The 24,424-nt window shown below is 42.8% G+C and carries 17 protein-coding genes, 1 rRNA gene, 1 other RNA gene and 2 pseudogenes; 12 read left to right on the top strand and 9 right to left on the bottom strand.

The features are described 5' to 3' along the window. Positions 1 to 98: 98 nt before the first annotated feature. The 7 genes and pseudogenes from DXA15_RS03535 to DXA15_RS03505 all read left to right on the top strand — a co-directional run bounded on the left by DXA15_RS03535 (position 99) and on the right by DXA15_RS03505 (position 8,556). Positions 99 to 1,256: a 6-bladed beta-propeller gene (locus DXA15_RS03535; RefSeq protein ID WP_128133151.1), complete on the top strand. Its 1,158-nt coding sequence runs from the start codon at positions 99 to 101 to the stop codon at positions 1,254 to 1,256. Positions 1,257 to 1,365: 109 nt separating this feature from the next. After that, positions 1,366 to 3,030, top strand: a complete 1,665-nt coding sequence (locus DXA15_RS03530) for an AMP-binding protein (RefSeq protein WP_007654123.1) — start codon at positions 1,366 to 1,368, stop codon at positions 3,028 to 3,030. 158 nt (positions 3,031 to 3,188) lie between these two features. Then, complete coding sequence (locus DXA15_RS03525; protein ID WP_007654122.1) at positions 3,189 to 3,413, top strand: hypothetical protein; 225 nt, start codon at positions 3,189 to 3,191, stop codon at positions 3,411 to 3,413. Between the two features lie 74 nt (positions 3,414 to 3,487). Further along, positions 3,488 to 5,545, top strand: coding sequence for an outer membrane beta-barrel family protein (locus DXA15_RS03520; protein ID WP_128133150.1), 2,058 nt, complete (start codon positions 3,488 to 3,490; stop codon positions 5,543 to 5,545). Between the two features lie 1,138 nt (positions 5,546 to 6,683). Continuing rightward, positions 6,684 to 7,624: pseudogene (mdh, locus tag DXA15_RS03515) on the top strand (malate dehydrogenase). A 99-nt stretch (positions 7,625 to 7,723) separates the two neighbouring features. Beyond that, complete coding sequence (locus DXA15_RS03510; protein WP_128133149.1) at positions 7,724 to 8,269, top strand: GNAT family N-acetyltransferase; 546 nt, start codon at positions 7,724 to 7,726, stop codon at positions 8,267 to 8,269. Positions 8,270 to 8,274: 5 nt separating this feature from the next. After that, positions 8,275 to 8,556, top strand: a complete 282-nt coding sequence (locus DXA15_RS03505; RefSeq protein ID WP_128133148.1) for a hypothetical protein — start codon at positions 8,275 to 8,277, stop codon at positions 8,554 to 8,556. A gap of 60 nt (positions 8,557 to 8,616) precedes the next feature. Here DXA15_RS03505 and lpxA read toward each other — a convergent pair whose 3' ends face one another. Genes lpxA through DXA15_RS03485 form a run of 4 tightly spaced genes read right to left on the bottom strand, consistent with a single transcriptional unit; the run spans position 8,617 to position 15,294 of the window. Next, positions 8,617 to 9,387, bottom strand: coding sequence for an acyl-ACP--UDP-N-acetylglucosamine O-acyltransferase (lpxA, locus tag DXA15_RS03500; protein WP_128133147.1), 771 nt, complete (start codon positions 9,385 to 9,387; stop codon positions 8,617 to 8,619). A gap of 23 nt (positions 9,388 to 9,410) precedes the next feature. Beyond that, a complete protein-coding gene (locus tag DXA15_RS03495; RefSeq protein ID WP_199676209.1) occupies positions 9,411 to 10,796 on the bottom strand; it encodes an efflux transporter outer membrane subunit in 1,386 nt (461 codons plus the stop codon). An 11-nt stretch (positions 10,797 to 10,807) separates the two neighbouring features. Beyond that, positions 10,808 to 14,023: an efflux RND transporter permease subunit gene (locus tag DXA15_RS03490; RefSeq protein WP_128133146.1), complete on the bottom strand. Its 3,216-nt coding sequence runs from the start codon at positions 14,021 to 14,023 to the stop codon at positions 10,808 to 10,810. A 59-nt stretch (positions 14,024 to 14,082) separates the two neighbouring features. Beyond that, positions 14,083 to 15,294 (bottom strand): efflux RND transporter periplasmic adaptor subunit, encoded by a 1,212-nt coding sequence (locus tag DXA15_RS03485; RefSeq protein WP_128133145.1) that lies wholly within the window; start codon positions 15,292 to 15,294, stop codon positions 14,083 to 14,085. Between the two features lie 322 nt (positions 15,295 to 15,616). Between DXA15_RS03485 and DXA15_RS03480 the strand changes: the two genes are divergently transcribed. From DXA15_RS03480 to DXA15_RS03460, 5 genes are all read left to right on the top strand, one after another. Further along, the gene (locus DXA15_RS03480; protein WP_007653788.1) at positions 15,617 to 16,249 is read left to right on the top strand and encodes a glycerophosphoryl diester phosphodiesterase membrane domain-containing protein; all 633 of its coding nucleotides are present in this window, start codon (positions 15,617 to 15,619) and stop codon (positions 16,247 to 16,249) included. 73 nt (positions 16,250 to 16,322) lie between these two features. Continuing rightward, entirely contained in the window at positions 16,323 to 17,384 is a 1,062-nt protein-coding gene (locus DXA15_RS03475) for a LacI family DNA-binding transcriptional regulator (protein WP_128133144.1), read from the top strand. 132 nt (positions 17,385 to 17,516) lie between these two features. Next, positions 17,517 to 18,329, top strand: coding sequence for an SDR family oxidoreductase (locus DXA15_RS03470; protein ID WP_128133143.1), 813 nt, complete (start codon positions 17,517 to 17,519; stop codon positions 18,327 to 18,329). Positions 18,330 to 18,353: 24 nt separating this feature from the next. Beyond that, complete coding sequence (uxuA, locus tag DXA15_RS03465) at positions 18,354 to 19,529, top strand: mannonate dehydratase (protein WP_128133142.1); 1,176 nt, start codon at positions 18,354 to 18,356, stop codon at positions 19,527 to 19,529. Between the two features lie 203 nt (positions 19,530 to 19,732). Continuing rightward, positions 19,733 to 20,581 (top strand): M23 family metallopeptidase, encoded by an 849-nt coding sequence (locus DXA15_RS03460; RefSeq protein ID WP_199676211.1) that lies wholly within the window; start codon positions 19,733 to 19,735, stop codon positions 20,579 to 20,581. Here DXA15_RS03460 and DXA15_RS25890 read toward each other — a convergent pair. From DXA15_RS25890 to rrf, 5 genes and pseudogenes are all read right to left on the bottom strand, one after another. Then, entirely contained in the window at positions 20,487 to 21,044 is a 558-nt protein-coding gene (locus DXA15_RS25890) for a hypothetical protein (protein ID WP_233566774.1), read from the bottom strand. The genes DXA15_RS03460 and DXA15_RS25890 overlap by 95 nt on opposite strands. Before the next feature lie 163 nt (positions 21,045 to 21,207). Further along, positions 21,208 to 21,608, bottom strand: a transfer-messenger RNA (tmRNA) gene (gene ssrA, locus DXA15_RS03450). Positions 21,609 to 21,668: 60 nt separating this feature from the next. After that, positions 21,669 to 22,550 carry an alpha/beta hydrolase gene (locus tag DXA15_RS03445; RefSeq protein WP_128133140.1) on the bottom strand — a complete coding sequence of 294 codons (882 nt, stop codon included), beginning with the start codon at positions 22,548 to 22,550 and terminating at the stop codon, positions 21,669 to 21,671. 33 nt (positions 22,551 to 22,583) lie between these two features. Next, positions 22,584 to 24,142 (bottom strand): annotated as a pseudogene (locus DXA15_RS03440) (arylsulfatase). A gap of 177 nt (positions 24,143 to 24,319) precedes the next feature. Continuing rightward, positions 24,320 to 24,424, bottom strand: a 5S ribosomal RNA gene (rrf, locus tag DXA15_RS03435); the annotation flags it as partial.

Raw genomic sequence — 24,424 nt, 5'->3', positions numbered from 1 at the left:
TGAGTTGTTTATTCGCCAGAAAGTACGTATATTTCGTACGATTTATTCGTGCAAACGTGAGGTCGTTCGTAATTAGTATTCATAACAAATAGAAAGAAATGAAGAAACTAAATGTAAATCTGGCAATTATCCTCTTTTTCATAGGGGGATGCACTGGTTGCCAACAGTCCGGTTCCCAAAATGACGAGATTATCAGTGTCGATGTTACTGCCAGCTATCCTGAAAAGGAACTGATTCTCCAGGATATAATGGATGTGGAATACGTTCCGCTGGAAACCACTGACGAGTTTATCACTCATGGTATTGTGGAAGCTGTCGGTGAGGAATTCTTGCTGGTAAGAAACCGGAACGATGGAAATATCTTTGTCTTTGACAGGAAAACCGGTAAGGGCCTGCGAAAGATAAACCGTCTGGGGCAAGGTGCTGAGGAATATTCCGGTATTTCAGGAATTATTCTGGATGAAGATAATAACGAATTGTTTGTCGTAGACTATACTAAGAATATATTGGCATATGACTTATCCGGAAACTTTAAAAGAAGTTTCAAATTTGCAGATAACAGTTATTATGATGATGTATTCAATTATGACCGGGATCATCTGATTACTTATAAGAAATACTACGGAACGCCGGAAGAAAACAGGCAGGCATGCCATATACTGTTTTCAAAGCAGGACGGAAGTGTCACCCGGGAAATACCAATTCCCTTTAAAGAGATGAAGACACCGGTTGTGATGAAAGATGAATTGGTTGTAACGCCTGAGTTTCATATGACATTTCCAGCCAAGGATCATTGGGTGCTTGTGAATACATCTTCCGATACTGTGTACAACTATTTGCCGAAGGGCAATCTAACTCCTTCTATTGTCAGGACTCCCACCATACAATCCATGGAAGTAGAAGTCTTTCTTTTCCCAACCATTATCACCGACCGCTATTATTTCATGCGGACTATGAAGAAAGAATTGGATTATAAAACGTTTAAAGGATTCCCCGGTACCGATTTGGTATATGACAAGCAGGAAAAAGCAATCTTCAACTATACTATATGTAATGCTGATTACTCGAATAAAAAACAGGTCTCTTTCTTTTCGAAGCCTAAAAATCAAGAAATACCGGTCAGTCTATCTTTAGAAGCCTCTGACCTTACGGAGGCTTATGAAAAAGGACAGCTGAAAGGCCGGTTGAAAGAAATTGCAGCAACCTTGGATGAGGAAGCGAATCCGGTGATTATGCTGATAAAGCATAAGAAATAAAGAAATCAAACAGAGGCTGAGTTTGACCGGATAAGGGTTAAACTCAGCCTGTCTGTTGTGTATCTGCCGGATAGTCTGTATTTTTGCACAAAATATAAGCATCTGTGCTATGATACAAGAAAACTTCATTAAGATATACGAAAACAGTTTCAAGGAAAACTGGTCGTTACCCGCACTGACAGATTACAGCAAGAACGTCACTTTTACATTCGAGGATGTAGCGAAGGAAATAGCCCGTATCCATATCCTGTTTGAGGAATGTCAGATACGCCGGGGAGATAAAATCGCTCTGATCGGTAAAGACAGTGCCCGCTGGTGTATTGTCTATATGGCGGCTGTTACGTATGGTGCAATCATAGTGCCCATCTTGCAAGATTTCAACCCGAACGACGTACATCATATTATCAATCATTCCGAATCGGTCTTCCTGTTCGTCAGCGACCGTATCTGGGATTCGCTGGAAGAGGATAAGATAGAAGAGATACGCGGTGTGTTCTCTCTTTCCGATTTCCGTTGCCTGCATCAGCGTGACGGCGAAAGCATTCAGAAATTGATGAAGTCGATGGATGAGAAGATGGCGGAAAAGTATCCGAAAGGATTCAGCAAGAACGATATAAAATATGCCGAACTGGATAACGATAAGGTTGTCCTGCTGAACTATACTTCCGGTACGACCGGTTTCAGTAAAGGCGTTATGCTGACCGGAAATAATCTGGCGGGAAATGTAACTTATGCCAAGACCCTCGATTTGATGTATCGTGGCGACCGCGAATTATGCTTCCTGCCGTTGGCACATGCCTATAGTTGTGCTTTCAACTTTCTCGTACCGATGGCGGTGGGTGCCCATGTCTATATGTTGGGGAAAGTCCCTTCTCCGAAAATCTTGCTGAAAGCATTTGAAGAGGTGAAGCCGAACCTGATTCTCACCGTTCCGTTGATTCTGGAAAAGATATACAAAAAGATGATTCTTCCGCAGTTGAGTAAAACAACGATGAAACTGGCGTTGAATATTCCTTTGCTGGATTCGCGCATCTATGCCCAGATTCGTAAACATCTGGTGGATGCTATGGGAGGACGCTTCCGTGAAGTGATTGTCGGTGGAGCAGCTATGAACCAGGAAGTGAGCGATTTCCTGTATAAAATCAAATTCCCGTTTACTATCGGTTACGGAATGACCGAATGTGGGCCGCTGATTAGCTACGACCACAATTATGAATATGTGCCCGGTTCCTGCGGACAAGTCCTGAAAGGAATCATGGAAGTACGTATCGATTCTGATGACCCCTATAATAAGGTAGGGGAAATCCAGGTCCGGGGTGAGAATGTAATGAAAGGCTATTATAAGAATGAAGAAGCGACAAAGAATGCTTTTACCGAAGACGGCTGGCTTCATACCGGCGACCTGGGAACGATTGATGCGGATAACCGTATCTTTATCCGGGGCCGTAGCAAGACAATGATTCTGGGTGCAAGTGGACAGAATATCTATCCGGAAGAGATTGAGTCGAAAATCAATAACCTGCCTTTCGTCATGGAAAGTATCGTTATCGAGAAAAACGGCAAGCTGGTAGCTTTGGTCTATCCAGATTACGACACGGTAGACGGTACCGGAATATCCCATACCGACCTGCCGGTCATTATGGAACAGAACCGGGTTGAGTTAAATAAGCAGCTGGCTTCCTATGAAGTTGTTTCAGAAATACAATTATACCCGACAGAGTTTGAAAAAACACCGAAGAAGAGTATCAAGAGGTATTTGTACAGCAACTATTGATAGGTATTCATGTCTTGATTAACAGTCTATTACGCTTGTTGCGAAAAATAATTGAAAAAAAAGCATCTTATGTTGTACAACATATATAATTAATACATACATTTGCATCGTTTTACAACAACAAGAAGATATTATAGACCGTTTAAATTAAAGACAAAATGAAAAAGTTAGTTGCATTTGCTGCTATCGTTGCAGCCGTTTCTTTCACATCATGTGGTAACAAATCTGCAGAATCAAATGCTGAAGTAGCTGAAACAGAAACTACAGTAGAAGAAACTACTCCTGCAGTTGTTGAAGAAGAAACAGTAACAGAAGAAGTTGCTCCTGCTGAAGGTGATTCAACTGCTGTTGCTACTGAAACAGAAGCTGCTCCTGCTGAATAATATTCAGTAATCAGTTAAAAGGACAGTCTGTATGCTCAAACATACAGACTTTTTTGTTTATAACGGTATTCAATATGAAAAGAAATCGAATCATTATCCCAGTTGTCGCATTGTTGAGTCATACGATGTATGCCCAGACCCCGGTTGACATGAATTTGCAGTTGCAGAATGTGGAAATACAGGGTAAACGTATTGCCGGTCTCAATGGCGGTGAGGTTAAACGTCTTCAGGTAGACAAGAACCTGAGCAGTATGACGGGCACGGTATCCGAAGCCTTCCGGCAAATGCCTTCGCTGGTGACCGATATTGAAGGGGGAGTCACTTATCGCGGGTCGGGGAAAGCAGGGATGCTGATTAATGGTATTCCTTACGGGTTGCTGGAGGAATATAGCGGAGATGTCCTTATCCAGTTGCCTGCTTTATTTTTCAACCGGATATCAATGTCTGCCTTGCCTGATATTTCGCTGGTGCCTGATGGGGATGCCGGTGTACTGAACCTTTCCTCTACCAATTATACAAAATCGGATTCGCCGCTGACGGTGACGTTGGGAGCGGGATTGCAGGAACGGTATAATGCCGGGGCAATCGTAAATCTGCATCCGGGGAAATTTCATATCGTTGGGAAATATAATTACCGGAAGGAATACCGCGAACGTTCGTTTGACAAGACGACAAAAACGGATGCCGGTACAACCATAATGAATAATAATGCATCGGCACGTCCGGATGTTCATCTGGCCGACCTGAGTGTGGGGTATGACCTGACTTCAAAAGACTTGCTGACTGTCTACGGATTATATCATTTGATGGATTACAGCCGTTATGGGGGAATCAATAATAAGGTCTTGAATCCGGATGGAAGTGTAAAGAACCAGATGACCCGCCATCGTTATAACGACCAGCGTCAGGATGCTTATGCCTTGGAGGCCCGTTGGAACCATCATTTTTCCAATCCGTTGGATCAGTTGAGTGTAACATTCAATTATAATGACTTCGGTTATGATGAGGACAATTACTATGAAAATGAGAAGCCGGGAACCGGAACTATCCTGAAGAAAGACAATATGTTCATCAATCAGGACAAGCATAATTATTATTTTTCTGCTGCCTTCAGTAAGTTGTTTGCCGATGAATGGTATTTCAAAGCCGGATATATCGGACGTATCAAGGATGAAACTTACAGGACGGAGACAAACGACATCGGCCTGGATGATAATACCTGGACTCCCGTTGCCAATAAATCATACGATTATTCTTTCAACCGGAATACCCATTTGTTGTATGCCTCGGTCGACAGACGTTGGGACCGTTTCTCTGCCGAAGCCGGTTTACAGGCGGAAGTCAATGCGCAGAAATTCAAAACACAGAAAAGCAATACTCGTTTTCATGTATATCCCCGGGTAAAGTTTTCTTTACAGACCGGCAATGCGGGTAGTTTGTCATTGAGTTATCTGCAACGCGTGATTCGTCCTAATGGAGCGGATTTGAGTCCTTTCACCAATTACAGTGACCCGACTCATCTGTCACAGGGGAATCCGGATTTGAAGGATGAGTTCATTCATTCATTGGAATTGTCTTATCTGTTGGTTGCAAATCGTTTCCGTTTCTCCCCGGCCATTTATTACCGTAATAAATCGAACCGGATTATGGAAGTGATAAACGAGGAGTCTATCTGGCAGAAAGAGAATATAGGCCACAGCCAGGCATTGGGTTTTGAACTTTCCGGAAACTGGAATCCTATCCGTATCCTGAATATCGGTTTTTCCGGTAATGTGTACAGAGATGAGATCGATGGCAGAACGGTTGGCTATGAGGAGAAGAAGTCAATGGTTTGCACCGACCTGAAAGGAAGTGTGAGTATCTATATCACCCCGACCACGGAGTTTCAGCTGGATGGCTTCTTTATCTCGGACCAACTGACTCCGCAGGGTAAAATCAAAAGCCACAGCAGTGTGAATGCCGGGCTTTCCCAATATTTCATGCATCGTAAACTGCGTGCCAATCTGAGTATCAATAATATCTTTGACGGCCTGGAAGAGACGAGCCTTATCGATACAAGTAAAATGCACATGGAGCAAGTACGCAACCGGGATGCACGGGTGACCTGGCTGACATTGACCTATAGTTTGTAAATGGTATTTTGATGGCGTAGATAAAGATAGATAGGCTCAAATCTTATCATATTTGAACTATCTTTAATAAAGAACCAGATACGCGGCTGGCTCTTTCACTTTTAATTGGTTCTTTCTACTAATGCCCCCAATATAAATTCAAGACAGTATCTTTATCATCTAAAGTTTTTCTGTTTTTTTCCTTCATTTGTTCATATTGAAGCTACTGTACTGATGAATAATGGTTTGTAAATGAATATAATGAAGAATATCATCCTATAGCATCTATATAATTCAAATTTTCCGTGTAATATAATGAATAAAGGCAAACTTTCTGTATACCTTTTTCAGGTAAAGTCATAAGTCGTATGTTGTAAGCATTTATCTTATTATTCTTTAATTCAAAAATCATATCCAACTTCTTGTTTGTCATCTGTCGGACGCTTGTTCGACAGATATCGGATAAGCGTCCGACAGATATCGAACAAGCATTTGACAAATGACGGACAAGAACGAATACAGCACTTTTGGTCTAAAAGTATATCAGTTCCACTCTACCTATACACTAATAAAGAGACAAGATATACCTTTGGATTTGCCAGTATCCAATGGTTGTTCATGATGAAGCGATAGAGGAAAATAGAGGAGAAATAGAGACGTTTACCTCGATTCTATTACAAATCATATCGGATCCTTCATTATGTTCATCTTGTATTGCTTGATTTATAATGCATATATGCCATAAATGAAGGAATGAATACAGAAAACGGAAAAACTTTTATTAGGAGAGTCTGCAATCGGTTTCGTTTTATTTACTGACTATAACACACCCCCTTCCCCCTCTCAAGGGGAAACAGGTACAACCTGTCACTATTAACAGATAACTCACTTCTTGGCAGATATGAGTGTTTGTTTATAGCAACTGGTTGTACCTGGCTCCCCTCTTGAGAGGGGGTAGGGGGTGTGTTAAGCCAGTCAATAAACAGATAGCTCAAATCTTTCTAAACAGACCTCTCCTTTCCCCTATTTAGTGATAATTAATAGTCCCCGCAAATAAATTATTTACGGAAATATTTCTTTATTCAGCAATACATTGTACCTTTGTCCTCGTTAAAAAAGAAAGTATTATTATAAGTAATAACATATAAAACTTATTATTATGTCTAAAGTAACAGTTGTTGGCGCCGGTAATGTAGGTGCTACTTGCGCAAATGTTCTTGCCTTCAATGAAGTGGCAGACGAAGTTGTAATGCTTGATGTTAAGGAAGGCGTTTCCGAAGGCAAAGCAATGGATATGATGCAGACGGCTCAGTTGCTGGGTTTCGATACTACAGTTGTAGGTTGCACAAACGACTATGCTCAAACAGCAAATTCTGATGTTGTTGTTATCACTTCTGGTATTCCCCGTAAACCGGGTATGACTCGTGAAGAGTTGATCGGTGTAAACGCTGGTATCGTGAAGAGTGTAGCTCAAAACATCCTGAAATATTCTCCGAATGCAATTATCGTAGTTATCTCTAACCCGATGGATACAATGACTTACCTGTCATTGAAATCTCTGGCTTGCCGAAAAACCGTATCATCGGTATGGGTGGCGCATTGGATAGCTCTCGTTTCAAATATTTCCTGTCTCAGGCATTAGGATGCAATGCTAACGAAGTAGAAGGTATGGTAATCGGTGGTCACGGTGATACTACAATGATTCCGTTGGCTCGTCTGGCTACTTACAAAGGTATCCCTGTAAGCAAACTGCTGAGCGCTGAAAAATTGCAGGAAGTTGTTGCTTCTACTATGGTTGGTGGTGCTACACTGACAAAACTGCTGGGTACTTCTGCATGGTATGCACCGGGTGCAGCAGGAGCATTTGTAGTTGAATCTATCATCCACAACCAAGGCAAAATGGTTCCTTGTTCAGTTTATCTGGAAGGAGAATACGGCGAATCAGATCTTTGTATCGGTGTTCCTGTTATCCTGGGTAAAAACGGTATCGAAAAGATCGTTGAACTGGAACTGACAGCTGAAGAAAAAGAATTGTTCGCTAAAAGCGCTGCCGCTGTTAAGGGAACAAACGCTGCACTGAAAGAAGTAGGTGCTTTATAATCGGTAAACAAACTCGATTGATTAAATAATAAAGAGGATAACTCAGAAATGGGTTATCCTCTTTTTCTTTTTATCATTACCTTTGCAGAAAAAAGAATTATGATTCGTCCGATGACAGTGTCTGATGTGAGCGAGATTGTCGCGATCTATGCCCACTATGTAAACAACACGGTAGTAACCTTCGACACGGAAGTTCCCTCTGAAACGGAGATGTGCCAACGGTTATGCCCTATTATGGAACATTATCCGGCCTGGGTATATGTCGAAGACGGAAAGATTGCCGGTTACTGTTATGCACACGAATGGAAAACTAAAAAAGCCTATCGCTCCACCGTTGAGACAACCATCTACCTCCATCCGGACTATACCGGCAAAGGATACGGACGTTTATTAATGAACCGGTTAATAGAAGACTGCCGCAACCGTTCGTTCCATGCCCTGGTCGCCTGCATCACCATCCCCAATGAGCCCAGTGTAAAACTACACGAAAGACTAAATTTCAAACAAGTCTCCTGCTTCCATGAAGTTGGTCGAAAATTCAACCGTTGGCTGGATGTGGCTGACTATGAGCTGATTTTTGAGAATAAGGAAGCTACAACAACAATAGTAACGAACCAGATCTCGATTACCTCCGCCATCAGTTGAAACACATGAAAGCCTTGGTTACAACCCTCGAACTCCCTTGGGATCGCTTAATTCCTATCCTCTTCCGTAGTTTTACCTCTTATATTCAACAACCGGATACAAACATGAACATCCGAAAATCCAGCCAACTCACCGCTCTACTAATGGACAGCATGAGTTACCTGTCTAAAAATACACGGACAGTCAACGCCTTATCCACTTTCCTGGATCAACAGATCAATGATCTCGACAAATTACTGGAAGGAAAGATGGAATATAGAACACATGAATCTCCTGCTCTGGAATAAGTAACAAAAAAAAACGAGGATACCTGCAAAGATATCCTCGTTCCTTATTATATAAGCATGTTATCTTCCGATAATACCCAGCTTTGAATCATTGATGAAATCAATGATGTGCTGTATCTCTGCGCTCATCGGCACCTGGTCCTTAATCATCAGCAGGGCATCGAAAAGACTTGAATTTCCCTGATAGATGATACGGTATGCATGGCTGATATGCTTGATAACTTTCTCGCTCACTCCCTGATGCGCCAGGATGACGGAGTTAACGCCGTAATAAATTGTCGGCTCCTGGGCAGCTACAATATAAGGAGGCACATCCTTGCGGAAACGGCAACCGGTCTGTGTCATCGACCATGTACCGACACGGCTTCCCTGGCTTGCCAGCACACAACCTCCGAAGATTGAATAATCCTCGAAGAAACAGTTGCCGGAAACCTTGCTACCATAACCAAACACACTATGATTTCCAATATGTGTATCGTGCGAAATATGTACACCTTCATGCAGGAAATTACCATTACCGATAACAGTCCGGCCTTCCGGCGTCGTGGCACGGTTGATCACTACGTTTTCGCGGATCACATTGTCGTCACCGATAACAACCAGCGTACTGTCGCCTTTATATTTAAAATCCTGGGGTTCTGCTGCAATGACAGCCCCGTTGAATACACGGTTTCCCTTACCCAGACGTGCGCCACTCATGATACTGGCGTGAGGCATGATTTCGCAATTGTCGCCAATCTCTACATTCTTGTCGATGTATGCAAAAGGATGAACAGTTACATTCGCTCCCAGTTTTGCACCGGCATCTACATAAGCTAACGGACTAATCATAATAATCTAAGTTTTAATGGTTATTACTCTCTTCCTCCACCAACAGCACTGTACAAGTTGATAACAGCCTGCATACGCTGAACGTTGTCGGATACTTCTGTCAATTGTGCGCTAAGAAGACTCTGCTGAGCTGACAGGATTTCCAGATAAGTTGACTGGGCTGACTGGAACAAGGCTTTCGTATAGGTTACGGCCTTTTCCAATTGCTCGATCTGTTGTCTGTCCTGAACCAACATCTTATTGGTTGCATCGTAAAGATGCAGGGCATCGCTTACTTCCTTACCGGCTTCAAGAATTTTCTGCTGATAATTCATCTGGGCGATCTTCTCCTCTGCTTTCGATACCTTCAGGTTAGCGATCAGCTTACCATTGTTGAAGATAGGCTGTGCCAGTGAAGCCAGGGCCTGGAACATGAACTGTCCCGGATTAGCAACAGTAATACCCGAACCGTTCGTCCAACCGGCTGTTGCCGTAATATTCAATCCCGGATAGAAAGCGGCACGTGCCTTATTAGTCGTATAGTAAGCGCTGGCAAGCGACATTTCCGCAATCTTCACATCCGGACGGTTTTCCAGCAACTGCAAAGGTACGCCGGCCATGATCTCGTCGGGGATTACCTGATCTTCCAGTCTGCCGCGGTCGATACGTTGCGGTGCTTTAGCCAACAGTACGGACAAAGAGTTTTCCACTTCGCGAACCTGGCGTTGCAGATTGATTAACGAAGACGAAACCTGATGGTATACGGCTTTCATCTGAACGACTGCAGCCTCGGTTGTCATACCGGCCGTCTTCATTGCTTCCATCGCGCGTACATTTTCTTTATAGATAGCAACCGTTTCGGTTGTGATCTCTACCTGACGGTCGAGCATCAGCAGGGTAAAGTAAGTATTGGCAATACCGCCGATCAACTGTGAACGGACAGCCTGTTGTGAATACTGGCTCTGCAAATAGATTGCTTTCTGGTCGCGGCTTGCATTGAGCAGCTTACCAAACAGGTCGACTTCCCAATTAGCAGCAGCCGGCAAAGTATAGGCTTTTGCATAGCTGGATCCTCCCATGGTGGTCAGCGAGCCTTGCGGAGCCAGGTTCAAAGACGGAAGGAAAGATAAACGGGCAGCAGTCAGCAACGTTTTCGCTTCTTCCACACGGAGAACGGCAGCCTGCATATCCACGTTATTCGCCAGTCCTTCTTCAATCAAAGCCTGCAATTTTGGATCACGGAAAACTTCCTTCCAGGAAAGGTTTCCCATATTGGTCGTATCGGCAGCCAATGTATCCGTTACCGATACCGGATCACGATACAGACCAGACGTATCTATCGTTTCAGGACGATCATAAGCCTTGTAGATGTGGCAACTGCTCAGCAGGGCAGTTGCACACATCATATATATTATTTGATTTTTCTTCATTGTCTTCTCACTTATTTTTTAGCGTACTGTTCTATTTCCGTATTCAAATCGCTGTTGTCAAGGTCTTCCCATTCGATCGGTTTAACCTTTTCCTGCAAGTACTGGAATACCACGAACAAGGCAGGAACGATCAGGATCTGGAAGATCATACCGACAAACATACCGCCAATAGCGGCAGTACCCAGCGTACGGTTACCGTGAGCACCTACACCGAAGGCGAACATCATCGGCAACAAACCGACAACCATTGCCAGAGAGGTCATCAGGATAGGACGCAGACGGGCAGCCGAACCTAAAACAGCAGCCCAGGTAATGCTCATACCCATACGGCGACGGTCGAGGGCAAACTCTACGATCAAAATAGCATTCTTTGCCAACAGACCCATCAACATGATCAACGCGATCTGCATATAAATGTTATTCGACATCGTACCCAGTATCATCTTCAGCGCCGGGATGCTACCTAACGCAGCCCAACCCTGTACAAACAGGAAGCTACCCATCAGACCGAACGGAATTGAAAGCAATACGGCCAACGGCAATACATAACTTTCATACTGTGCACTCAGCAACAGATAAACGAACACGAAACAAAGGATAAAGATCAAACCGGTTGTACTACCGCTACTTTCAGCCTCTTCACGTGCCATACCTCCCAACTCATAACCGAAACCGGCAGGAAGGGTGGTACTTGCTACTTCTTCCAGGGCTTTCAGTGCCTGACCGCTGGTAAATCCGTCAGCCGGGGCAACCATCAGTTTCATAGAGGTATACATGTTAAAACGGCTGATGATATCCGGACCATATACTTTCTCTATTGTAATAAACTGGGAGATCGGTGCCATTTCGTTACCGTTTCTGACCTTGATATTCTTCAACGATTCCATATTGGCTCTCATAGAAGGATCGGCCTGCACCATTACACGGTACATCTTACCGAAACGGTTGAAGTTAGAAGCATACAGACCACCATAATATCCTTGCAAAGTCATAAGGATATCGCTCGGACTGATACCTACTTTCTTACAAGCTGCCGCATCGATATCGATCATATATTGCGGGAAGTTCGGGTTGAAAGTAGTCTGGGCCGACTTGATTTCCGGACGGGCCGCCAATGCAGCCATATAGTCTTTGGAAACATCAAAGAATTTCTCCAGGCTACCACCGGTCTTATCCTGCATATTCAATTCGATATCACTGGAAGCGGAATAACCCGGAATCATAGGCGGAGTAAAGAACAATACCTGTGCATCCTTCACCACTTTCTGGGCACGCATGAATAAACTACCGTAAACAACTTCCGCACTCTGCGTCATAGAACGTTCTTCCCAGTCTTTCAACTTGATGATGAATGAACCGTAAGAAGGTCCCTGACCACCGATAAAACTGAAACCGGTAATAGCCGTACGTGATTTCACTGCCGGATCGGAAGCGATCAGACTATCTACACGTTCCATGATTTCCAATGTACGTTCCTGGGAAGCTCCGGGAGGTAATGTTACAGCTCCCATGATAGTACCCATATCTTCATTCGGCACCATACCAGTCGGCGTTACCTGCATGAAGAAGATCAACAGAGCAATAGAGGCAGCTACAGTTCCGAATGCCAGCCATTTCTTCTGGATAAAGAACAAGACACGCTTCTTGTAACTCTTCAATAAAGAATCATAAGCTACATTGAAAGAGGTATGGAAACGGGATACGAATGTCGTCTTCTTTTCACCGTGTTCATCATGAGGTTTCAGGAAAATAGCACAAAGCGCCGGACTCAATGTCAAGGCATTCAATGCCGACAAACCGATAGCAATAGCCATCGTCACACCGAACTGGCGATAGAATATACCGGCTGTACCTCCCATAAAACTTACAGGGATAAACACGGACATCATCACCAATGTAATAGAAACGATCGCTCCGCCAAGTTCACTCATCGCATCGATAGATGCCTGTTTCGCCGATTTATATCCCTGGTCCAACTTGGCATGGACCCCCTCGACGACGACTATCGCATCATCGACCACAATCGCAATGGCAAGCACCATCGCACAAAGTGTCAACAAGTTGATACTAAATCCGATCAGTGACAACAGGAAGAATGTACCGATCAAAGCAACCGGAATCGCAATAGCAGGAATCAAGGTTGAACGTAAATCCTGCAAGAACACATACACCACAATAAACACCAGGATAAAGGCTTCCAGCAAAGTCTTGAGAACCTCATGGATAGAGGCATAGAGGAAGTCGTTGGCATTCATGGATACTTCAATCTTCATTCCCGGAGGCATAGTCGCCTCTGATCTCACCAGCAAATCCTGGATATTGTTGATCGTTTCTGTTGCATTCGTTCCCGGCATCTGGTAAACGATACATGCTACCGCATTATGGCCGTTTACTTTATTTACATAGTTGTAAGTCAAACGTCCCAATTCGATATCGGCAATGTCTTTCAGACGAAGTACTTCACCATCGGGCAATGCTTTTACTACGATATTATCAAATTCTTCAGCAGTTTGCAGACGTCCTTTATAACGGATCGTATACTGGAACGACTGGTTTCCCTGTTCACCGAAAGAACCCGGAGCTGCCTCCACATTCTGTTCAGCCAGCACGTTCGACACATCGTTAGGCACCAGCTTGTATTGTGCCATTACATCCGGCTTCAACCAGATACGCATAGAATAGTCGGTACCCAATACGTTGGCATCACCTACCCCCGGTACACGCTGTACTTCAGGAATCAGGTTGATCTTTGCATAGTTCTCCAGAAACTTCTGGTCGTAACGGTCTTCCGCATCATAAACGGCAAAAACAACCAACATGGAGTTCTGACGTTTCTGGGTAGTCACACCAACCTTTGTTACTTCGGCAGGCAACAGACCTTGTGCCATCGACACACGGTTCTGAACGTTTACCGCCGCCATATCCGGGTCGGTCCCCTGTTTGAAATATATGGAGATATCGGCAGAACCGTTATTGGAAGCATTTGATGTCATATACATCATGTTCTCTACCCCGTTGATCTGGTCTTCCAGCGGTGCAATCACACTATTCAATACAGTCTGCGCATTGGCACCTGTATAAGTAGCCCTTACCGAAACAGTAGGAGGCGCAATGTCCGGATATTGGGTAATAGGCAATGTGAACAAACCTAATATACCCAGGATGACAATCAGGATGGAGATCACCGTTGAAAGCACCGGACGGTTAATAAATCTATCTAATTTCATATGTTACTTTTTTATAAACGAATATCACCGGGAAAGTCCGGGTTATCCTATACCTTTAATTAATTAAAAGCTGTTTTTAAATTTCCTTCGTTCTGGTCTTTCATGGCCTGCTGGAACTTTGCAGCCTGTTCAGCCTGTGTAATCGGCTTGATTTCCTGACCGTCTCTTAAATTCTGAACACCTTCTACTACGATCTTGTCACCGGATTTCAGACCTTTAGTAACCAGATAATTCTGGCCATCATCCAAAGAGGAAACTTGAATTTCAACATTTTTAATTTTATTATCGGGTTGCAGTACATATACGAATTTCTTGTCCTGAATTTCAACAGTAGCTGACTGCGGAATCATAATAATACCTTCCATGGTGTAAGGGAATACCACGTTTCCTGTTCCCCCGCTTCGCAGGATTCTTTTGTCATTCGGGAAAACAGCACGCATACTAACCGAACCGGTCGACTGGTCGATAACGCCACTGACAGCATCGATCTTACCGGTTTCTTCCAGCATCGTTCCGTCTGCCAGCTGTAACTGAACGGCCGGCATCTTATCCAATTGTTCTTTCAGTGTACCTCCGGCTTTTGTGAGCTGCAACAATTCCTTTTCTGTCATTGAGAAATAAACATATACTTCTCCGATCTCGGAAACAGTTGTCAACGGACTCGAGATAGAAGGACTCACCAAACTTCCGATACGGTAAGGGAAAGTTCCGACAACGCCATTGGAAGGACTGGTCACCGTACAAAAAGATAAATTCTGATTGGCACTGACTAAAGAAGCTTTTGCCTGTTCCAGAGAGGCCTTTGCAGACATTAACTGGTTGACAGCTGTCTCATATTCAAAAGAACTGATAATAGCATTATTATACAAGTCTTTCTTATTCTTTTCTGTCAATGTCAACGTTTTTACGTTTGCCTCTGCCATAGCAACAGCAGCTTTGGCCTGGTTCACTGCCGCCTTATACTGCGTGGGATCAATTTCAAACAAGGCCTGCCCTTTACGGACCGTAGCTCCTTCATCGACACATAACTTAACAATAAAACCCGACACCTGGGGACGAACCTCGATATCCTGCGTACCTCTGATAGTCGCTGGATAGGATGTTGTCTGATTGCTGGAAGATGAATTCACGGCTAAAACAGCATACTCACTGTCACCTAACTTCATGCCACTCTGGCTGTTACCACAAGCAGCTAATAAAGACACTCCCACTGCAAATAACACAATTTGCCTACATTGGGTAATAGTAGCTCTCAACATTTGTTTATTCATAATTACAATTTAAATATTTCTGCCTTTTATATTTTCGTACATTTATTCTTGAAGGCTTGTATTATCAGGCTCGACAACAAAGGGACTCATATCCTAAAAACGTACAAATGTAGAATCTTTTTATCGCACTTTTACCGTTTATACATTCTTTTATACTAAAAAACAGCATTATTTATATGTAGAGATCAAACAGATAGCTATTTTTTGCCGGTTCGAAAGTAAATTAGTCCAAAATTGCATACATTCCATTGCTGTTGTTTGTTTATTCAATAATTTAGTTTAAATTTACAGCTATCTATAAACATAATTAATCTACAATCTGATGGGACCAAAGTTTTCAATTTCGGAAGTATGCAGTACTTCATGGCAACGTACTAAAACTCAGATATGGGTTTTAGCCGGCTTATTGATTGGTATGACAATAATTTCTTTTACGCTGAGCGCTTTTGCCATGCCTATGCAAAAATCCATAGTGGGTACAATCGTTATTAATTTGATCAGTTGCATTATCTCCTGCATTTTTGCACTAGGATACATGAAAAACATATTTCAAGCCCTGGATGGAGAGGAACCGCAATTCTCAGCCTACGGACAACAGGCCCGTAAAATCATCACTTATTTTGTGGCTAATCTTTTTATGGGAATCATCGTGGTGTTCGGTATCTGTCTGTTCATTATTCCGGGCATTTATCTGGCTCTCCGATTGCAATTTTTCACCGCTTTCATTGTTGAAGAAGATACAGGTATCATCGAATCGCTGAAACGTAGCTGGGAAATAACCCGCGGACAGGGCATGCCGTTATTTATGCTTATGCTGGCCATGATCGGAATTTTTATATTGGGACTTATCCTGCTGGGTATAGGAATTTTTGTAGCAATGCCTCTTATATATATGATGTATGGCTATGTTTTTCGTAAATTAAATGCACCTTTGCAGATTATTGAGGAATTATAATTTTTATAACACAAAACAATCCGCAGATTATTTTTGATGTTCTGCGGATTATTTATGATAACAGAATTGCCCTATGGGGAAAACGTATAGAATAAAAGATATAGCAGAATTATCCGGAGTATCTACCGGAACCGTCGACCGTATTTTGCACAACCGTGGCAAAGTGTCGGAAGAAGCACAAAAAAAGGTCGAAAAAGTATTAAAAGAGATAGACTATCACCCGAATCTGATAGCCCGTTCGTTAGCCCTCAAGAAAAAGTATAAATTCGTTACATTGATACCCTCTTTCGGACAGGGGGAATATTGGGCAAAGCTGTCCGAAGGGATCAATAAGGCTGAACAGGAACTATTCAGTTACAATATTGAGGTCGAGCGGATGTACTTCAATCAATATGACAGAAATAGTTTCGACAATTTGATTCCCAAAATAGAAGAGGCGGATTGCCAGGGAGTAATCATAGCAACCCTTTTCAAAGAGAGCGTTATCCAACTCACGCAACAACTCGATAAACTCGAAATCCCCTATGTGCTGATCGATGCCTTTATCGAAAATACCAACTGTATCGCTTATTACGGAACAAACTCCTATGATTCCGGATATATCGCCGGGCGGTTACTTTTTGAACAGATACATCCGGAGGACAACATCGCTATTTTCCGCTTTATCCGTAAAGGCGACATGCATTCAACTCAGGTTATGAAACGTGAGGAAGGTTTCCGCGATTATCTGTACGGTCACGATTTTCTGGGAAAAATATACCCTGTACATATTCATGCCGATGAATCAGTAGAAAACAAAGAGATACTCGACTCTTTCTTCGCAACGCATGAAGAGATCAAGGCTGGTATAATCTTCAACTCCAGAGCACATGTCCTGGGTGATTATTTCCAGCATCAGGACATCGACAAACATTTTAAATTGATCGGTTACGATGTGATCGAATCAAATCTGAGCCATCTGAACAACGGATACATCACCCATCTGATCGCCCAACGTCCGGAAGTGCAGGGATTCAATTGCGTCCGCGCCTTATTCCGTCATCTGGTATTAAAAGAAAAAGTCGAACAAATCAATTATATGCCTATTGATATACTTATCAAAGAGAACATTAAGTACTACAATAACTATATTTAAAGGCATAAATTAATTATTTTTCTTCTATATTTTTTTTGTTTGACAAATAAATACTATACATTTGCACTCAGCGTGTGCTCGCGCACATATTAAACACAAAATGGAAATATCACAATAAAAATCATATATAAAATGGCTAATTTATTTTGTATTAAAGACAGAGTTGTCATCATTACCGGAGGAGCCGGTATTCTGGGTAGCGGAATCGCAGGCCATCTGGCTGAAGAAGGTGCTAAAGTTGTAATCCTTGACCGTGCAGTGGAAACTGGAGAAAAAATCGTTGCCGATATCAAAGCAAAAGGTGGCGAAGCCTGTTTCTTCCAGACTGACGTTCTGAATAAAGAGATCCTCGAACAGAATAAAAAAGATATCCTTGCCAAATATGCCCGCATCGATGCATTATTGAATGCTGCCGGTGGTAATATGGCCGGTGCTACAATCGGTCCGGACAACAACATCTTTGACCTGCAGGTCGATGCTTTCAAGAAAGTGGTAGATCTGAACCTGTTCGGTACAGTGCTTCCTACCATGGTTTTTGCAGAAGTAATGGCTCAACAGAAAGAAGGTGCTATCGTAAACTTCTCTTCCGAATCAGCTCTTCGTCCGTTGACACGTGTGGTCGGATACGGCGCAGCCAAAGCTGCCATCTCCAACCTGACCAAATATATGGCCGGTGAATTGGCTATCAAATTCGGTGAAGGTTTACGTGTAAATGCTATCGCTCCGGGATTCTTCCTGACAGAACAAAACAGGACATTGATGACTAATCCGGATGGTTCTTATACGGAACGTGCCAAATCTGTCATTGCCCACACTCCGTTCAGACGTTTGGGAACACCGGAAGAATTATTCGGTACGATTCAGTACCTGATCAGTGACGCATCCAAATTTGTAACCGGAACAATTGCAATTGTCGACGGCGGTTTCGATGCTTTCTCAATCTAATAATCCATAAAACACAATACATATATGTATTTATGCGAACAAACTTGGCGCTGGTACGGGCCGAATGATCCCGTCAGCCTTTGGGATATTAAACAAGCCGGAGCAACCGGTATCGTAAATGCTTTACACCATATCCCTAATGGAGAAATATGGACAGTAGAAGAAATCATGAAACGGAAAGAAATGATCGAAGAGGTAGGCTTGAGATGGTCTGTTGTCGAAAGTGTTCCCGTTCATGAACATATCAAAACACAAACCGGAGATTTCCAGAAATATATTGACAACTACAAGGAAAGTCTGCGTAACCTCGGAAAGTGCGGAGTTAATGTTGTGACATATAATTTTATGCCGGTACTTGACTGGACACGTACTGATCTGGCTTATACGATGCCGGACGGTTCAAAGGCTCTTCGCTTTGAACGTGCAGCTTTCGTTGCTTTCGACCTTTTCATCCTGAAACGTCCGGGAGCTGAAAACGATTACTCGGCAGAAGAGAAGGCTAAAGCGAAAGCTCGCTTCGATATAATGACCGAAGATGACCGTAAATTACTTACCCGTAATATGATTGCCGGTCTGCCCGGATCGGAAGAAAGTTTTACGATCGAACAATTCCAGGAAGCACTGGACCGCTACAAAGATATCGATGCTGAAAAACTGCGTTCCAACCTAATCTACTTCCTACAGGAAATTGCTCCGGTAGCCGACGAAGCAGGTGTTAAACTGGTGATCCATCCGGATGATCCTCCCTACTCCATCCTCGGTTTACCACGTATCCTGAGTACGGAAGACGATTTCAAAAAATTGATCGAAGCTGTTCCGAACCCAAGTAACGGTCTGTGCTTGTGTACCGGTTCATTCGGTGTTCGTAGCGACAATGATCTTGCCGGTATTATGGAACGCTATGGCGACCGCATCGACTTCGTTCACTTCCGCAGCACACAACGGGATGCAGAAGGAAACTTCTTCGAAGCAAACCATCTGGAAGGTGACGTGGATATGTACGGCGTAATGAAAGCGTTACTCGAGTTACAACAAAGACGTGGTTGCTCGATCGCTATGCGTCCGGACCATGGCCATCAAATGATCGATGACCTGAAAAAGAAGACAAATCCGGGTTATTCCTGCATCGGACGCCTGAGAGGTTTAGCTGAACTTCGCGGTCTGGAGATGGGTATAGCCAAATCTCTTTTCAAGAAATAACAGAGACTGAAATTTCATTTCTTATTGATTTATAATGAAAAAAGCGTTCAACTCCGGTTGGCGCTTTTTTCTGTTTTATAGCTTTTCGATTCATTCAACAGACCATTGAAAAGCATAAATAAATGAAAAAGAACTATAAAGTATTCCTGATTAGGACTTTAGACTGGATTGTTTTTTCTATTTTTGTCCAGCTAAAAAATTTCATAATGCCTAAGATCTACAGTTATATATTATTATTTATTACACTAATAACACTAAGTACCTGTTCTCCGGTACTATCAGTGCAATCACCACCATCCGTTTCCGATCAGGAATTTTACATGCTGTATCCGTCTACAGAAGTTCCTCTTCCCCAGATAGATATATTCCTTCCTCCTACACCGGAATTGGGAAAAACAGAATATGCACGTAAAGATATTACTGAGGATTTTTCTCCACGGGAAAAAGCCGATATAGCTGTTCCGGATCCAAAACTTCTGGCTGACGAAAACTCTCTTGTTATTGACCTGGCTCTCATGACAGATGAAGATTATGCTTTTCCGCTCCCCGGAGCAAAAGTCATATCACCCTATGCCGGCCGCAGAAGACATCATTCCGGCGTTGATCTGAAAACATGTGCCAATGATACCATTGTTTCAGCTTTCGATGGGATTGTCCGTCTGGCAAAACCTTATGCAGCTTATGGCAATGTCATAGTTATCCGTCATTATAACGGGTTGGAAACAGTCTACAGCCATAATTCCAAAAATCTGGTTAAAGTAGGTGACCGCGTAAAAGCCGGTGAACCGGTCGGATTAACAGGAAGGACAGGCAGAGCAACTACGGAGCATCTGCATTTTGAAGTGCGTATCAACGGACAGCACTTCAATCCTGATAAAGTATTCGACCTGGAAAAACGAAAATTGCAAAACACTTGCCTGGTTGCTACCAAAACAGGAAAAAATATTGCTGTAAAAGCTATTGATATACTCCCGCATCAGCGTGCTGGTGAATACCAATACTCTTATTTAGGAATCCCTGTTCCGAATAATAATAAAAAGCTGGATTTGTAGAATAAAAAAAGACTTTATAAACTTCAACCTCCCGTATTTGTTTTTTGGGAGCAAAAGAATAGAGGGAATGCCCGCTTTCCGGGTATTTACTCCACCCACCAACAAATGTGATATATTTGTATTGATCTTCCGCTTGTTTACAGAAATCAATAAACAAACGATCCTGAGAATCTTTTACTTTTCCAAAACTTTCCATGACCAAATTCACAATACAATTCTGCTTTTGATCCAGAAAGGCCAGTACATCCGTTACTGCCTTTTCATGAAATTCCAAAAGACCATGAGCAAAATAAGGTGTTGCCTCTTCATCAAAACGAATACGAAGATCAAAAAATCTGACGCCAAATTCATACTGTTCTTTAAGAGACAGGTTCTGACATTTTCCGGTATTCCAAGCTATTATCTGGACCAGTCCGGTTGGCTTAAGATAAGTCATTGAGTTGTGAGTTCCTAATTTAAGCATAAAATGGTTATTTAAGTGATTAGTAGAAGCTGATTTTCAAAGGGAACTTCCATTCAGTAAATATAAGGATTAATCCATATCTAATGTAAAAAAACAACTGATATTCTTATTTATTTTCTAATTTGGTCCATAAACAAAAAAGGCCACTGATTTTCAGTGACCTTTGTGGAGCTGGAGAGATTCGAACTCTCGTCCAAACGAGGAACTAATCTGCTTTCTACATGTTTATCTTCGCCTTCAATTGTCGGGATCAAGCAAGACCGAAGCCACCCACTTAATCCTTATCCTCTAAATTTTCGCCTGAGACCCGAGGCTCATTTCAGACTATCTCCGATATTGCTGCACCACCTGATCGGAAAGCTTCGGAGCAACAGCATCCGGGTGATGTCACGTCCCCGCAACTTTTGCAGGGATTAAGCTTGAATCTACTATACTTCGATTAAGCAGCGAGAGCGTAATTGTTTTCGCCAGTTAATTGTTCGTTGTCTGAGATTTAAGTGCAAGCCAACCACGCACTACATGCTTACAAACCACTTCTGCCCGCTGTCAAAACCGGTCAGCCCCTTGATTTGTGAGTACAAAGATACAAAGATTCTGCGTATCTCTGTACTCCATTTAGTTTTTTTATTCTATTACCCCTATTTCACGGAACCAGTCTTCGGCTCTGTCAGGCCATTCATTCACGGCTGCACCGGTATCTCTAAGTCCATAACCGTGTCCCCCCTTACTATACAGGTGCATCCAGGCAGGAACACCTGCTTCTTTTAATGCATAATAATAGAAAAGGCTGCTGTTTATATATGACTTATCGTCTTCTGCCTGAATCAGCATGGTCGGAGGTGTTGCCGACGTTACTTTGATCTCTGATGCCAATTGGAAATTTTCGCCATCCAGATACGCCGGATACACCAAAAGACAGAAATCAGGACGACAACTTACCTTATCCGCAGCATCCACTGCCGGATATGTCCGTTTCTCAAAATTATTACTAACCATCGCAGAAAGGTGACCTCCTGCCGAAAATCCCATCACACCGATACGTTGCGGATCTACATTCATCTCTTCTGCATGGGCTCTGACATACCCGATCGCACGCTGCAAGTCCTGCAAAGGAGCTTCATGCTTCTCGCGACCTTCCCGACGCGGGACACGGTATTTTACCAACACAGCTGTTATTCCCAAATTGTTCAGCCATTCGCAAACTTCGTCTCCTTCCAGATCGTAAGCCAGAATATTATACCCTCCACCGGGACAGACTACCATTGCCGCCCCTGTAGCAACTTCATCTGGAGCCGGATAAACAGTGACTGTCGGTTCACTTACATTAGTAACCCGTAAGACGGTTTCACCACCTGTCTTACCGCCATCAGTATCTGCTTTTTCTATCAGCTTGGTTGTTTCTCCCGGTGCTCCTTTCGGGAACAACAGGATCGGATTATCTTGTGCCATAGCTGAACCTATTAAACAACTTGCTCCGACAAGCAGGAGCATCCATTTTCTGATCATACACTACACTGTTTAAAGAATTTATAAAAACCATTATTTTTGAGGGAAATTCGGACTATACAGCATTGTTTTCTCTAATGTCATTAGTTTGCCATCTTTCACAAAAGCCTCTCCACGTTCTGAAAGATGTTTAACCATTTCTCCACGGAGTTCTTTCAACTGTTTTGCATATTCCGCCTTGGCAGAACAATCGGTCAACTCACCCGGGTCTTTCACCAAATCGAACAGTTGCTCTTTTCCATTATGAAGATTCCAGACATATTTTAGTTTGCCATCTGTTAAAGCACACCAATAATTATCCGCACTATAACAAGTAGCATGTTCCATATCAATATATTTACGCCATTCATCTCCATGTCCCTGCACTAATTTCAGCAGTGAACTACCATCCATATCGGGAGGAACCGCCCCCCCAGCCAAATCAATAAAGGTCGGCAGAAAATCGCGTAATTCAACCGGCTGTTCAATCTTTGTACCATTTGGAACTGATTTCTTGACATAAGACGGCCATTTTACAATATAAGGGATATGAGCAGACCCCTCATACGGATAAGTCTTTCTCCAATGATAATGGTCGCCCAACATATCGCCATGATCGGCAGTAAAACAGATCACGGCATCATCATACATACCTTTTTCTTTCAACGTTTCAATAATCTGCCCTATCTGGTCATCGATAAAAGTGACATTTGCATAATAATGCCTTCTGGATTTAACGGCATACTCATCCCCAAAGTTACCAAACGGAGCGTCAGAAGCAGCCTTTTCCGGATCCAGACGTTCCGCATATTTGCCACACCAATCTCCAATAACAGGCTTAGGTATATCAACATTCTTATACATATCCAAATAACGCTTCGGCGGATCATAAGGACTATGCGGACGTGCAAAAGAGACTTTAAGGAACAATGCTGATCATTATTATAATTACGAATCAGTTCACAGGCGGTTTGCCCTGTCCAGGTTGTCGGATGTAAACGTTCATTCAGTTTATAAACTCCTGCACCATGGTCATTCCAGCCTATACCAGTTAAGTCCGGATTCTGTCCCGGAGCATTTAACTGGAACCATTCCCGGTAATCACTGATGAAATCTTTTGACTCAATCCGGCCGCTCTCATCAATTAAAGTTGCATGGAATCCATGAAGTGCCTTCTGCGGGAACCAATGCATCTTTCCGATACCAAAAGTGAAATAACCCAGATTACGCAACATCTGAGGCATTTCATATTTATATTGCTCAGCCATTCTTCCGTATCCCAGCATACCATGATGCCAGGGAGATAAACCTGTCAGCAAGCCGGCACGTCCGGGCGTACTGCTTGGAGCCGAAGAATAACCATTTACAAACAGTGTTCCTTCTGCTGCAAGTTTATCTATATTAGGAGAAATAACAGCTTTGTTACCCATACATCCCAAAGTATCCCCACGATGCTGGTCTGTCATGATAAAAATTACATGAGGTTTCTTTTTCTTTTCCTCTTGTCCATTATTCTGTTCATTCAAGGAAGAAGTGATAGATTGTGCAGAATGATTGACTCCAACTCCTGCACCTGCTAATAGTGACGATTTAAGAAAGGCTCTTCTTTTCATTATATGTTTTTCTATGAATACTAATTTAGATAGCGAAGATAAATATCTTATTTGATTCGTGCAAAGAGAAGACGACTAATATTATCGGTAAGAATAAAAACGAAAAGAAGCTATAAACGCAAAAAGGAACCAACCTTACGATTGATTCCTTTCATTTGTTTGGAGTCTGTGACTCTAAAACGGCGGCTATCTACTCTCCCACTTTTACGCAGTACCATCGACGTGGTTGGGCTTAACTTCTCTGTTCGGAATGGGAAGAGGTGGATCCCCAACGCTATAACC

It is taken from the genome of Parabacteroides sp. AM58-2XD (assembly GCF_003463685.1).
GTDB classification, from domain to species: domain Bacteria; phylum Bacteroidota; class Bacteroidia; order Bacteroidales; family Tannerellaceae; genus Parabacteroides; species Parabacteroides segnis.
Note: the sequence above shows the minus strand (reverse complement) of the source record. Positions and strands in the feature narration are given on the sequence as shown.